Consider the following 13,870-nt stretch of genomic DNA (forward strand, 5'->3'; position numbering starts at 1 on the left):
GTTAAAAAAATACTAAAGGAGCGGAAAATGGTTTTTAAAACACTACTATTAGGTAGTTGCATTGCTTTAACTGGCTGTCAAACAGCTCCTGTTGTTGAGCAAACACAAAGTTCGGCAGTGCAAGCTGTCAATAATATAGAACAACTACAAGTCACAAAAGTGAAGCTACCGAGTACAACAAAAATGGTGCTCACAGCCAATACTCAGCGCTTGCATAACTCATTGATTCATAGCCCTGTCGCCGTGTTTGAAATACCAGCCGATCGTGGCCAAATGAATTTAACGGTCACCAGCGAAATTCAAGATTCAGTATTTTATCCTTATGTTGTTATCACAGATAAAACAGGAACCGTTTTAGAATCGTACACCGACACTGAGTTCGAATATCGCAAGCCACGTTTAAATTTGGGTAATCGTCTGGTTGCTGATTTGGAGTTTTATCCTCCTCAAGGTCATAAGACGCTGTTACTTATTGTTTATGCAAAGGAAAAAGATCTGTCAGGCGTAACTTATGTAGCACATCCCGGACGTATTGATGCCGAAGGCCGTGGTAACTACATGCCGGAATTAAAAGATATTCCGATGCCACACGGTTTGACTGGAACCATTGAGTTGGATGTTTCTGGTCCCAGCTTTCTATCGTTTGTGAAGCCTGAGAATAAAGTAAAGACAGTTTCAACGGATGAAGCAAAACTGACAAAAAAAGTGCAGCCAGATACTGAAACTTACTACAAGGTATCGATTCAGAAAGCGGTAAAAGCGAACGATATATCTAAAGCACTTAGCTTACTTGATGAAGCCAAAGCGCTAGGTATTGATGGAGCACAAGAAGTCTTTGTTAAAGCCGTGAATGAGAAATAATTAAAAATCGTACTACTGGCGTCCCTATGTGGACGCCTTTCTTTTTCTAGTCTCAAAATTCTGAGCTTCGATTACTAAAGATGACAAGCGAATTATCACTTCTCTCACTTTAGAACTCACTAGATCATTCAATGCAGAGATAAATATCATGGAACCCAAATGGTGGCATAGCGCTGTGGTATACCAAATATACCCGCGCAGTTTTTACGATTCTAATCACGATGGTATCGGCGATTTAAATGGCATTATTAGTAAGCTTGATTACCTTGCAGAGTTAGGCATTAACGTTATTTGGCTATCTCCTGTTTATCAATCTCCAATGGATGATAACGGTTATGATATTTCTGACTACCAAGCAATAGCTCAAGAGTTTGGTTCCATGGAAGATATGCAGCGTTTACTGAGCGAAGCACAAAAACGCAATATTAAGATAGTGATGGATCTTGTCGTTAATCACACATCGGATGAACACCAATGGTTTTTACAAGCGAAGCAATCACGAGACAATCCGTATCGAGATTACTACATTTGGCGGGATGCAAAACCGGATGGCAGTGTACCGGATGATATAGGGTCAATTTTTGGTGGCAGTGCTTGGCACTGGGATGAGCAAACGCAGCAATATTACTTCCACCTTTTTTCTAAACGTCAGCCAGATCTGAATTGGGAAAACCCTAAAGTGCAGCAAGAAGTGCACAGCATGATGAATTGGTGGATTGAACAGGGTATTGGTGGTTTTCGATTAGATGTTATTGATTTAATTGGCAAAGAAATTGATAAGGGCATTACTGGTAATGGCCCGCGCTTGCATCCGTTATTACAGCAAATGAATGCCGCCACCTTTGGTAATCAAGATCTGCTGACCGTGGGAGAAACTTGGGGAGCCACACCAGACATTGCAAAACTGTACAGTGCGCCGAGTCGTCGTGAGTTATCGATGGTTTTCCAATTTGAACACATCACTTTGACGTGGGAGCATGGTGACAAATGGAACCCTATTCCGTTAGATCTTAAGCAGTTTAAACAGGTATTAACCAAGTGGCAGATTGAGCTTGCCGATCAGGGTTGGAATTCATTATTTTGGAATAATCATGACCTACCACGCGCTGTATCTAAGTATGGTGATGACAAACGCTACCGAGTTGAATCTGCGAAAATGTTGGCAACGAGCTTACACTTTCTGAAAGGCACGCCTTATATTTATCAAGGCGAAGAGATTGGTATGACGAATGTGGCCTTCGATTCGCTCGATCAATACCGAGACATCGAGACGTTAAATTTTTATCGTGTGAAGACAGAATCGGGCGTTTCTCATCAGCATATGCTGGATGCTATTCATCAAAACAGCCGCGATAACGCTCGAACGCCAATGCAATGGTCAGCGGATAAACACGGCGGATTTACTCAAGGTTCTCCGTGGATAGAGGCGAATCCTAACTACCTAAAAGTCAATGTTGAACAAGCGCTTGCTGATAAACAATCGATTTACCATCACTATAAAAAGTTAATTGCACTGCGTAAAAAACACCTGTCCATCGTCTATGGATCGTTCACGCCTTTATTTGAAGAACATGACCAAGTGTTTGGCTATGTGCGCGAGTACCAAGGTGAGCAAATTGTCGTGGTCAGTAATTTTTCATCGGCCACGGTTTGTTTAACAATGCCCGAAAAGTTTCAATTGAGAGCGGTGGAGTGTTTGAGCTCTAATTATCAAGAGATTGAAAAATTAGAAGAAAACCTAGTACTCGAGCCTTATCACTCCATCGCGGTTTTGATGAGAGAGTAAAGTGAGTGGCTCATTTTTGATCTGGAATGAACGCAGCGATTTGGCTGCGTTTTTTCATTCATTGACCCAAATCGGAATCTATTCCTCAATTAGTGTGATTGTGCGTAACACTCTTGAAAAGAGTACGGTACTATCTTAGTGCTAAGGCTATGTGGCTTAATTAATCCACGAGCATTAGATATCACGAGCATTAGATATAGAGTGGCCTCTCTGTTTTGGATGAACGAATTTGACTGTTTCGTATGCTTTAAATAGTTCGAGACAGAATGAATGTGGTCAGACTTTTTCAAAGATTGAGAAAAATGGTCGATAATGAAGTTAATCAGCTAAATAAGATTTGAATCAATGAGCACTATTGGGATTGCCATAGGCGCAACCGGGTTATCACTTATCCTCATCTTCGTGTGGATGTTTTCGCTCTCTTTGCGCAAAAAACGCTTAGAGGAAGAGAGAAAAGAGAGAGAAATCGCTTATCGCAAAGCGATAGAAAAATCACGTGAACAAGAAAGACAAGATCGCTTGTTTAAGGCCGAAACAGGCCATGTGCCGACGATTTTGTATTTAGCGAAAGAAGCCGAACGAACCAACCTCAAAGAGGCGATGTACTGGTATGACAAAGCGGCAAATTATGACAATGTTACGGGAATGTATGGTGTTGTTCGGATTTGCCAAAAGTTTCGAGATGATCTGATTTTTCGGGAAAAAGAGAAGTTTTGGCAGACTTGTATTGCAGGAATTGAAGGTAACTTAACCGCAAAGTATGAAACTGGCATGGCCTATATTCATGGCCGTGGCGTGGAAGCGAATACTGCGAAAGGAGTCTCGTTAGTACAAGAGGCTGCGGAAGCGAATTTGCTCGACGCTGTGATTTTCATGGGGGATTGGTGTGTTTCACATGACAATATTGCGCCATCACCAGCGGATTCAACATTTTGGTATTCCAAAGCCGCGAAGCTAAATAGCCCGATAGGACAGATGAAACTAGGCTTGAATTACCTTAAGGGTGTTGGTGTCGCAATGGACCACAGTAAAGCTTGTTATTGGTTAGAGCGAGCTTCTGAAAAAGGTCATGTAGAGGCGATGTATCACGCAGGAGAAGCTTGGATAGATAAAGGTTCAAATGGCAATGCTATTGCTTATATTTGGTTATTTTTATCGGCTCATTTTGGTTTTGAACCAGCAAAGGTGCTAAGAGATCAAGTGGGCTCACGTATCGGTGTCGATTCTGTTGTGGGGTTGCAATCGTTGGCCAAACCACTCATGAAGAAAATCGGCGCGGGTACTGTAAGTAAACACTCAATTATTAAGGCGCTGAACAAGCTCTACAAACGTGGGATCCCTATCCCAGAGAAAGGGGAGTTGCCTGATGAAGACGATCTCTCATTGAGCGTAGTGGCGGATGCCTCCGAAGAGCGTTTGTCATCCAGCCCATCTGATGATCATGAGGTTCTAACGCGATTAGATTTCTCCAATACTTCAATGGACAGGTAATGCTGGATCGATAAAGTGGCTAAGCACTATAAATAAAAAATCTCTGAAATGAAAATCCCCAGCGAATCGGCTGGGGATTTTTGTTGGTATCGGTTTTAGTGTATCGAATGATTATGCTGATTTATTGTGCTCAGCTTGGCAAACCGCAGCGGTGAAGACAACATCTGTGGAGCTGTTGAGCGCGGTTTCGGCTGAATCTTGAATCACGCCTATGATAAAGCCAACGGCAACAACCTGCATTGCTACGTCATTTGAAATGCCAAATAGCCCACATGCGAGCGGGATCAGCAGCAGTGAACCACCAGCCACACCGGATGCGCCACATGCAGAAACAGCAGCAACGATGCTCAGTAGCAAAGCTGTCATCAGGTCAATTTCAATACCTACTGTGTTTACTGCAGCTAGGGTGAGAACCGTGATAGTAATGGCGGCACCAGCCATATTAATGGTCGCGCCGAGTGGGATCGAGACTGAATAAGTATCTTCATCCAGTTTTAGTTTCTCACACAATGCCATGTTTACTGGGATATTGGCAGCGCTTGAACGTGTGAAAAATGCGGTGACACCACTTTCACGCAAGCACTGGAACACCAATGGATACGGGTTTTGGCGAGTTTTCGCGTACACAATGATTGGGTTGACAACTAATGCGATGATCAACATGGCACTGAGCAATACGAATAAAAGATTGGCATAACCAGCCAAAGATTCAAAGCCAGTCGTGGCAAACGTGGATGCAACCAAGCCGAAAATACCAAACGGTGCTAGGCGAATAATAAAACGCACAATTTGTGAAACGCCGTGGCTTAAATCTTCAAATACGGCTTTAGTTGTTGCTGAGGCATGGTGTAAAGCTAAGCCCAACCCAACAGCCCATGCCAGAATGCCAATATAGTTTGCACTCATTAGAGCATTGACTGGGTTATCAACCAGCTTAAACAACAGGGTATTAAGCACTTCAGCGATGCCTTGAGGAGGCGTTGCACCTTCTGCCCCCGCAACCAATGTTAAGGTTGTAGGGAAGATAAAGCTCAATACAACGGCAGTAAGAGCGGCGGTGAAGGTTCCAAAAAGGTAAAGCACCACGATTGGGCGCATATAAGTGTGTTGGTTTTTCTTTTGGTTTGCGATGGACGCGGCGACCAAAATAAACACGAGGATCGGCGCTACGGCTTTAAGTGCGCCAACGAAAAGGTCGCCAAGTAGGCCGACGCTTTTCGCATCATCGGGTGAAAGGGTTGCTAATATCCCACCGAGAACGATACCGGCGAGTATTTGCAGAACCAAATTGCCACGCGCAAAACGGGCGAAAATATTGTTGCTTTGCATAGTTATCCCTGCAATAAATCGAATTACATCCTGCATGACCTAAATACTATGAAGCCATAGCATCGGTTATGGTAGACAAATAGAGTTATAGTGACATCAGTGAGCTCCACTGAAGGGGGTAATGATATCTACGCGGGATATTGTGTCTAGAATTAATTGATAATCAGCACAAATAATTAATCAATGTGTGGAAATGCAATCGATTTTGAGTGAAATGTAAATAAAATGTAGCATTTGTGGTGGTGGAATGATAAGCCTCTCGTCGGGATGTCTCGCTCTCGCCATTAGACTGGTCAATGAGCGTTTAGTGCGATGATAAAAGAGGGTAAGCCAACATCGCTCACCCTCTTCTTTTTAATGGTGTGCCATACCACTCATCACTTTTTTTACTGGTGCAGTAATGGTTTGCTGCTCACCATTGGCAAAGGTCAGTTGTACGTCAATCTTTTCACCTTCAACCAATGGTTTCTTCAAATCAAAAAGCATGATGTGCAAGCCGCCCGGTTTGAGTTCGACGTGCCCTTTGGCCGGAATTTTAAATTCAGTGACTTGACGCATTTTCATCACATCTCCTTCGGTGATTACATCATGCAACTCAACTTTCCCTGCCACATCGGTGTTGGCCGATACAATGAAACGGTCCGTTTCACCTTTATTCATGATTTGAGAAAATACTGCGCTGGTGGTGGCGGTTGGTGCGGTAGCACGTGCGTAAGGGTGATGTACCATAATATCTGTGTTCGCAAAAGCAAGTGGGCTAAAGGCAAGGCTTGCTAAAAAAAGAGCATTGAGCTTCATGTTATTTTCCTTGTGATGACGTCATTATTGTTTTGATGGCTTCAACAATGGGAGCCGGTGAAAGCGTGTGTGGAACTTTAGTGATTAATGTTCCATCTGGTTGTAAAAAGTAGAAGTAGGAGCTGTGATCTAATGTGTATTTCAGTTCAGATCCCTTTAATTCGGTTTTACGGAAAATGACGCCATACTGATGCGCCAGTGGTGTTGTAATGTCTAAAGGAGCAGAAAGTCCCTCGATCATAGGGTGGAAATATTGGGCGTATTGATGAGAAGCATCAGCAGCGTCACGCTCTGGATCGAGAGAGATAAATAAAGGGCGCAGCTTTGCTTTGGTTACATCATCCAGTTGATTGAGTGCACCTGCTAACATAGCCAGAGATGTTGGGCAGACATCTGGGCAGCGTGTAAAGCCGAAGTAAACAACACGTATGCGTTCATCTTTAGTATTAAAAATAGAGATGGGTTGATTTGCTTTGCCAAATAAAATTACCTCAGAAGATGAGCTATTACCGCTCTCTAAATCCATACTTTGCTGCGTATCAAAATAGGTTTTTATGCCAAAGCCTAATACAAACGCAACCACCAATGCCAGAGACCAATTTTTACTCATCTTTCCATCCTTATTGCCGGAAATACTTGGGTACGACCATCAGAGAGTTCGCCAATCCATGTCATTTTTTCAGTCGTGCAAACTGGGAGTACAATCTGTGCTGTGTAGAGCCCGTCTTCCTGCGGCGTCAGTACATATTTAGCGGTGCCCATCTCCATCTCTAGCCCATTGAGTGTGAGTGTGAGTTTACTTGCATTGGCTTGCGGCCATTCAACGGTCAGAGTGTTAGCCACCAAAGGTTGAGATTTATCGTGTGCCAATGTCATGACAACATCTCCTTGTCGACAAGGGGCACTCGACAATTGGCAATATCGATTAATGTCTGGAGAAGAGTGGGTTGAAGAGAGCCAATTGAAAATATCGCTGCTAAAGTAACCCGCTAGCAGGGCTAGAACAAAGACGCCGATTTTGATTGCGTTGTGCATGGGGACAATCCAAGCGGTTATAAAACGCGAATGTTATCACAGCTATCTTTTTTCAGTGGTGACGAATGGATAAAATGTGCAACAAATCAATATAGTAAAGGTGAGTTTCCCCACCTTTTCTCATTCATGCTATGCGGTGTGATTTACACATCGTGATGTTTTGCATATTGCTCCAAGCCAAGCACGAGGGCAACAGCGCAAAGCATCAATAAAATGGCTACCAGCAGTTGCGAAGGCTGTGAAGTGATGGACTCAAATTCCAATGGAGAAAGGTTTCGCTGTAGTAAAGGAACGAGCTCGCCGTGAGAATTGGTTCGCCAAGTGAGCGTTTCTTTCCAAGGCCAGATTTTGGGTAAGGTGCCGATCATTAATCCCGTAAGAAAAATTAAGGTCAAATCTCTAAATTGTTTGAGTAACCAAGATAATACGTGAGAAAAACTCAGTAAACCACCGACACATCCGAGTAGAAAGAGTGCCAAAATATCGGCTTGCATCTCTTTCACCGCGCCCAGTACCGGTGCGTACATACCAATCAGCAACAGGATAAAACTGCCTGAAATTCCCGGTAGAATCATGGCGCAGATGGCAATAGCACCGGCTAGAACTGTGTTCAGCGCTGTTGGTTCCATCTGCATTGGGTTAAGTACCGTAATACTGTAAGCAAACGCAATTCCCAGCAAAGCGAAGAGCAACCGAGAAAGTTTGAACTGCTCAATTTGTTTCACAATATGGAACACCGAAACCAGAATTAAACCGAAGAAGAATGACCAAATGGGAATAGGATGCGTGGCTAACAGCCAAGAAATGAGTTTAGCCAAAGAGAGGATACTGGTGAATATTCCCCCAAACAGTGCGAGCAAGAAGAAGCCATTAATATGTTGAAATGCAGCGGCTAACCCATCTCGTTTGACTATGCGCAATAAACTCGGGTTAATCCTACGAATGCTTTCAAGCAAAGTGTCATAGATACCAGTGATGAATGCAATGGTTCCACCCGAAACACCCGGCACAACATCGGCGGCGCCCATGGCCATCCCTTTTAAAAACGTACTGAAATAGTTCATTGAATCTGCATGATTAAGTGTATGTGCCGGAAGTATATAATGAAATAACTAAGAAATGCTTGTACAAAAGATGAGTGAGTGGTGCTGGCTTAAGGTGAAAAAGCGCAGAAAGTTAGTTTGTTTTATAGCAACTGAGTGAGTATTGTTTTGCATTCGTTTCGCATAATGCAATTTGCGTAATGCGAAAAAGTACTACATTTTGATGAATTAATGCGATGCACAGCTAAAAAACAGACCTTTTTTAGTTGGCATACTTCATGCATAATGCTATTCGACCCTTCTTAAAGCCGAGGGTCACCTAGCCAACTGACGTTGTTAGTGAATGAATTTGTTCACACTATATATAAGCCAATCGCATCATTGCGGTTGGCTCTTTTTTTGTCTGTTAGGTATGATACGCCTCCTCGCTCGTCTAATGAGAGTTTGCAAATGACAATCAAAAGCCGTGAGCGAAGATGTTTTTCGAGCAAAACCAGTTAGGCCATACGTTCGTAAAACCCATCAAATAAACATCGTATATCATTGTAAATAAACAATATCCATAAGGATGATCCGTATCGATCAATCGTATTTTTTTCGAGTTTATCAAGCTTTCTTTGATGATCTCCAAACTCATTAAGGAAGATGAGTGAAGCAGTAATAAGAGGTTATATGCACCATTTAATTTCAATTGGGCCCCTTGAGTCTTTCTTAATCGCTATTAGCGTGCTTTTTTTAGGTCACTTTATTAACGCAAAACTGCCTATCTTGGAAAAATTCAACATTCCTGAGCCCATCGTCGGTGGCTTAATTGTCGCTTTCGCGATCACTCTTCTACATTTTTACGGCTTAGATTTAGAGTTCTCATTGCCGTTGCAGAATATTTTTATGCTGATGTTTTTCAGCACCGTAGGCCTTGCGGCTAATTACACTCAACTGGTTAAGGGTGGCGCAAAAGTCTTTCTTTTCCTCGCTGTTGCCTCGTTTTATATCATCATCCAAAATGGCGTCGGTGTATCGTTAGCGACGGCTCTTGGTCTTGACCCACTGATGGGGTTGATCGCCGGTTCTATTACCCTCTCGGGTGGACACGGTACGGGAGCGGCGTGGGCTCAAACATTCAACGACAATTATGGGCTTAGCAATACGCTAGAAATTGCCATGGCCTCAGCGACCTTTGGTTTGATCATTGGTGGGATTATCGGTAGCCCAGTTGCCCAAAAACTCATTAATAAAAACGGGTTTGAATCTGAGTATGGACGAGGAACCAAAACGCACGATAAGTTCCCAGAGCTGGTTACGTACAATGAATATGAAGAAGATAAAGTCACCGCTAAGAAAGTGATTGAGGGTTTGTTCATCCTTCTTATTTGTGTCACTGGTGCTAAATATTTAGAACAGTGGGTAAGTGCATTTGAAATCAAATGGTTGATGATCCCCGATTTTGTCTATGCGCTTTTCATCGGTGTGTTCATTACCAATATGCTGGAATTGACGAAAGTTCATAAAATTGATGCTGAAACCGTTGACATCTTAGGCACCGTTTCTCTATCGCTATTTCTTGCTATGGCACTCATGAGTTTAAAGTTATGGAATGTTTTTGACTTGGCTGTCCCATTTCTGGTGATTTTAGCGGTGCAATCGGTGGTGTTGGGTATTTTTGCTTATTTTGTGACATTTAAAGTCATGGGATCAAATTATGACGCTGCTGTGATCGCTGGTGGGCACTGCGGTTTTGGTCTTGGAGCAACGCCAACCGCTGTGATGAATATGGGGTCGCTAGTGACACGATATGGTCCATCCCCACAAGCGTTTATGGTCGTGCCAATCGTTGGGGCATTCTTTGTGGATATTGTGAATTTGGTGATATTACAAGGGTATATTTCGTTTCTCGGTTAAAAATAATAGCAATACACCCTAACTTATTGGTTAGGGTGTATTGCTTACTTCAGCGTTAGTTTTGTGCCATCAAACTTCAATTGGCTTAATAAACTCTTTGCATTTTTGACACCTTCTTCATCAAACTGCACTCCGTAACGAGCATAGTGCAGTGAGCGTTGCAGGTTACAAACTTTACCCATCAAAGGCGCAAAGAATTGGCTGCCGCGAGGATCAGTAAATAATTCGAGACTAATCTTATCACCCACTTGGAAAGTACGTCCAAGAGGAGGTGTGACAAAACGACAGCCACTTTTGGAGAGATCTCTTACCTCACAATCCGACTTATGCGTTCCTACCGTTGCTTTTCCTGCTAGATTCACATCGTAACGAGCTTCTTTGCGCAGTTGGGTCACTTGCATGCTGTTGGGAATGGATAACATGGCGAGCGGTATAGGCTCTTGCAATACATGTAACAACTGGCTACGAAAATGGATTAAAGCCCCTTCGCCACGTGGTGAAATAGCTCTGATATTCATCCAAAAACCTTCTTGGAAGAAAAAAGAGAGATCATCTGCGGAAATTTTAGGAATTTCTACAAGGAGATGGGAATGAGAGTAGGTACCGATAAATGACGTTTTACACTGGAATTTCGTACCAACGGGAGTGGTTATACTTAAGGTTAGTTCGCTACTGTGTTCAACCATAGATAACGCATCAGTACTATTAAGTGTCGATAGGGTTTTATTACGTTCGGTTGAACGGTTTGGGTTCTGTTCATCTTTCAGCACTGCCGACTGCGATTCCATCTTAATTTTCTCCGTGATGCAGTAGCTGCATTTTATTCTAATTTTTGTAATAGTTTAAATTCTAGGGGTAGATGTTGGAAGATTCAATTCTGAGAATATCAATTTATTTGATTTATATATCAATTAGGACGTTACCATGATTCATGAAGTGCAACATGATATACAAAATTGTCAATATAAAGTACATCTTGAGGGAAATCTATTCGCTACTGTGACATACCAACAACAGGATAAAGTGCTGTTTATTACTTCGACTCGCGTACCGGATGAACTTCAGGGTAAAGGATACGGAAAAATAATGATGGAGAGTGTATTACCGCAAATTGAAGCGCAAGGTTACACCATCAAACCTGTCTGTAGTTATGTTGTGCATTATTTAAATCGACACAGTGAATGGCAGCATTTATTGCATCGAGAGTCGTAGCATACAAACCCATTAGCTCGGTGTAGTGTTTACTTTTAATGTGACCGCGACCAGTGCATGGTCAGTACTAAAGTTATCGAGCTCATAGCTCGGGTTGACCAGATGTTGATCAAGCACAGTATAGTGGCTGATATAGCTTTTCATTGGCTGGGTAAAAGGCGCGAAGTCTGCGGAAAGGAGAATATAGTCGAGTACAGATCCCGTGGAGCCGGCGTAATGAGTGGCTTTGCGAGGCTGCTCAACACTCTCGGTATGCAGATCCCAAGCATCGTAAAGCGCATAGCCAGCCAGCGGTTGTTGTGTTTCTGGTCTGCGGTATAAGGCCTGCGATAGTAGTCCTTGAAACTCCTCGTGATGTAACGGTTTATTAAAATCGCCCATTAGCACACAAGGCCGCCCAGTTTGTTTTTGAGTATTGACGATATATTGGTGAGTCAGGTTTGCTTCAAAGCCTCGCTTAACAGTAGAGAGCCAGCGTCCTAGCGTTTCTTGTTGCCATTCATCGATCAGATGATGAGGTATCGCAGGCAATTCTGCCGGACGTTGAGATTTAAAATGCACAATATAGACATCGATATCCCCGAGCATTGGCAGGCAAACCGTAGCGTGTAACGGTGTACGATTAAAGCAAAAAGGGGCAGCTTGGTTTGGTAACGTGCCATGTACGGCGCTCACTTGGCGCAGAGAATAGCGAGAGGCAATTACCACAACCGGATGGCTGTAGATGTATCCATCTTTGACGATAGGTTCATCTACACAGGCCACATACGGATAGCCTAAATCCATCATCTGGTTGCGCAGCTCATCAAAACTGAAAACTTCTTGAAAGCCAATGATATCGGCATCCAGCTGTTTGATCTTCTGGCTAAACCATTGCTTTTTTTTCTGCCACTCTGCTTGCGTGTAAATATTGTCGAACTGATAATATGCGTTCGGCGGAGCTAAATAATTGAATAAATTAATCGTTGCGAACGTAATCGTCATGTTAAATCCCACTATTTGTGTCTCGCTCGATCTTATACCCGAACGGTGTAATTTAGCAGTGCTAATCCCTAACCTTGTTTCCTGTTGTGATGAGCTCTCGCCTTTTAAGGCGACTTGAGTATATGATGCGCTGAAACATAGATAAGGATCTCTCATGTACCCTAAAGCCTCTCAAGGTTGGCGCACGCCACAAAATTTCCTATTGATTATCTCCATTATTGTGCCAATTGCATTTTCTAGTTGGATGGCACTGTTGAATAATTTCGTGATTGAAAAAGCGAATTTCGATGGTTCAGACATTGGCTTATTACAAAGTGTACGAGAAATCCCCGGATTTTTAGCCTTCACCGCCGTATTCGTTTTGCTGTTCATTCGAGAGCAGCGATTTATCCTGATCTCATTAGGTATGTTGACGTTAGGAACCGCGATGACGGGTTTTTTCCCTTCTTTAATCGGGTTACTGCTCACGACATTATTGATGTCGACTGGGTTCCACTACTTTGAAACGCTTAAACAATCCTTGTCTTTGCAGTGGTTAAATAAAGATGAAGCACCAGAAATGCTTGGCAAACTCATTTCGGTTGGAGCACTTGCATCACTGATCACCTACGGTGCTTTGTGGGTAATATTAGAAGTGTTTCAGCTCGATTTTAAATGGGTCTATGTCATTTCTGGCGGTGCTGGTTTTGTGCTGGTGTTGCTCATTGCCTTTGCCTTTCCTGAATTTAAAGCGGAAGTGCCACAAAATAAAAAGCTCGTGCTACGCAAACGTTATTGGCTGTATTACGCCTTGACCTTCATGAGTGGTGCGCGTAGGCAAATTTTCACTGTTTTCGCTGGTTTCCTTATGGTGGAGAAATTTGGCTATTCAGCGGCCGATATTACCTTACTGTTTTTGATCAACTATTTGTTCAACTTTTTGTTTGCTAAACGTATTGGTAAGTTCATTGGTGTAGTCGGCGAGCGTAAAGCGCTACTGTTTGAATACACGGGGTTGATTGTTGTTTTTGTTGGGTACGGTCTTGTACAAAACGCACATTGGGCGGCGGCGCTTTATGTGGTTGACCACCTCTTTTTTGCCTTGGCTTTGGCGATTAAAACTTATTTTCAGAAAATTGCAGATCCTGCGGACATGGCGTCTACAGCGGGAGTTTCTTTTACCATTAACCATATTGCGGCCGTGTTCATCCCCGCCACGTTTGGTTTAATTTGGCTTATCTCTCCGGCGAGTGTCTTTTACATTGGAGCGGTAATGGCACTTGTTTCGCTGCTTTTATCACTCAATATTCCAGTAAAACCCGAAGCGGGTAATGAAGTTAGAATTCTACGTTGGAGCGACAGATAACAAAAGGGTCGTTTACGACCCTTTTAACATGATGCCAATAGTCACTAGACAAGCAACATCTGGGTTGGCTGTTTTTCAACGTATGTC

Annotated in this window: 13 protein-coding genes; 6 read left to right on the forward strand and 7 right to left on the reverse strand. The window is 43.0% G+C overall.

Annotated elements, in window-relative coordinates; genetic code table 11:
* Positions 1-27 precede the first annotated feature (27 nt).
* The 3 genes from EXZ60_RS00985 to EXZ60_RS00995 all read left to right on the forward strand — a co-directional run bounded on the left by EXZ60_RS00985 (position 28) and on the right by EXZ60_RS00995 (position 4,138).
* A complete protein-coding gene (locus EXZ60_RS00985; RefSeq protein WP_129532904.1) occupies positions 28-861 on the forward strand; it encodes a MalM family protein in 834 nt (277 codons plus the stop codon).
* A 148-nt stretch (positions 862-1,009) separates the two neighbouring features.
* Positions 1,010-2,647: an alpha-glucosidase gene (locus tag EXZ60_RS00990; RefSeq protein WP_277435121.1), complete on the forward strand. Its 1,638-nt coding sequence runs from the start codon at positions 1,010-1,012 to the stop codon at positions 2,645-2,647.
* A gap of 345 nt (positions 2,648-2,992) precedes the next feature.
* Positions 2,993-4,138 (forward strand): tetratricopeptide repeat protein, encoded by a 1,146-nt coding sequence (locus EXZ60_RS00995; RefSeq protein ID WP_064626592.1) that lies wholly within the window; start codon positions 2,993-2,995, stop codon positions 4,136-4,138.
* 111 nt (positions 4,139-4,249) lie between these two features.
* Here the strand turns inward: EXZ60_RS00995 and sstT are convergent, their stop codons facing one another.
* The 5 genes from sstT to EXZ60_RS01020 form a co-directional block, all read right to left on the reverse strand.
* On the reverse strand, positions 4,250-5,467 hold the full coding sequence (gene sstT, locus EXZ60_RS01000; protein WP_026028166.1) for a serine/threonine transporter SstT: 1,218 nt from the start codon (positions 5,465-5,467) through the stop codon (positions 4,250-4,252).
* A 354-nt stretch (positions 5,468-5,821) separates the two neighbouring features.
* Complete coding sequence (locus EXZ60_RS01005; RefSeq protein ID WP_017048143.1) at positions 5,822-6,265, reverse strand: copper chaperone PCu(A)C; 444 nt, start codon at positions 6,263-6,265, stop codon at positions 5,822-5,824.
* Between the two features lies 1 nt (position 6,266).
* Positions 6,267-6,875, reverse strand: a complete 609-nt coding sequence (locus EXZ60_RS01010) for an SCO family protein (RefSeq protein ID WP_088733129.1) — start codon at positions 6,873-6,875, stop codon at positions 6,267-6,269.
* On the reverse strand, positions 6,872-7,300 hold the full coding sequence (locus EXZ60_RS01015; RefSeq protein ID WP_013868356.1) for a hypothetical protein: 429 nt from the start codon (positions 7,298-7,300) through the stop codon (positions 6,872-6,874). Before EXZ60_RS01015 ends, EXZ60_RS01010 begins: the two co-directional genes overlap by 4 nt.
* Before the next feature lie 143 nt (positions 7,301-7,443).
* The gene (locus tag EXZ60_RS01020) at positions 7,444-8,364 is read right to left on the reverse strand and encodes a DUF368 domain-containing protein (RefSeq protein ID WP_094126690.1); all 921 of its coding nucleotides are present in this window, start codon (positions 8,362-8,364) and stop codon (positions 7,444-7,446) included.
* 651 nt (positions 8,365-9,015) lie between these two features.
* Here EXZ60_RS01020 and gltS point away from each other — a divergent pair.
* Complete coding sequence (gene gltS / locus EXZ60_RS01025) at positions 9,016-10,242, forward strand: sodium/glutamate symporter (protein ID WP_277435122.1); 1,227 nt, start codon at positions 9,016-9,018, stop codon at positions 10,240-10,242.
* 44 nt (positions 10,243-10,286) lie between these two features.
* Here gltS and EXZ60_RS01030 read toward each other — a convergent pair whose 3' ends face one another.
* Entirely contained in the window at positions 10,287-11,030 is a 744-nt protein-coding gene (locus EXZ60_RS01030) for a flagellar brake protein (protein WP_017042158.1), read from the reverse strand.
* Positions 11,031-11,166: 136 nt separating this feature from the next.
* Between EXZ60_RS01030 and EXZ60_RS01035 the strand changes: the two genes are divergently transcribed.
* On the forward strand, positions 11,167-11,454 hold the full coding sequence (locus EXZ60_RS01035) for a GNAT family N-acetyltransferase (protein WP_017042159.1): 288 nt from the start codon (positions 11,167-11,169) through the stop codon (positions 11,452-11,454).
* A 12-nt stretch (positions 11,455-11,466) separates the two neighbouring features.
* Here the strand turns inward: EXZ60_RS01035 and EXZ60_RS01040 are convergent, their stop codons facing one another.
* On the reverse strand, positions 11,467-12,594 hold the full coding sequence (locus tag EXZ60_RS01040) for an endonuclease/exonuclease/phosphatase family protein (RefSeq protein WP_277435123.1): 1,128 nt from the start codon (positions 12,592-12,594) through the stop codon (positions 11,467-11,469).
* On the opposite strand from EXZ60_RS01040, the gene EXZ60_RS01045 reads away from it, so the two are divergent.
* Positions 12,593-13,783 carry an MFS transporter gene (locus tag EXZ60_RS01045; RefSeq protein ID WP_194575487.1) on the forward strand — a complete coding sequence of 397 codons (1,191 nt, stop codon included), beginning with the start codon at positions 12,593-12,595 and terminating at the stop codon, positions 13,781-13,783. The two genes, EXZ60_RS01040 and EXZ60_RS01045, sit on opposite strands and share 2 nt — an antisense overlap.
* Positions 13,784-13,870 lie beyond the last annotated feature (87 nt).

Source organism: Vibrio sp. 1151_11, assembly GCF_029478525.1.
Lineage (GTDB): Bacteria > Pseudomonadota > Gammaproteobacteria > Enterobacterales > Vibrionaceae > Vibrio > Vibrio anguillarum.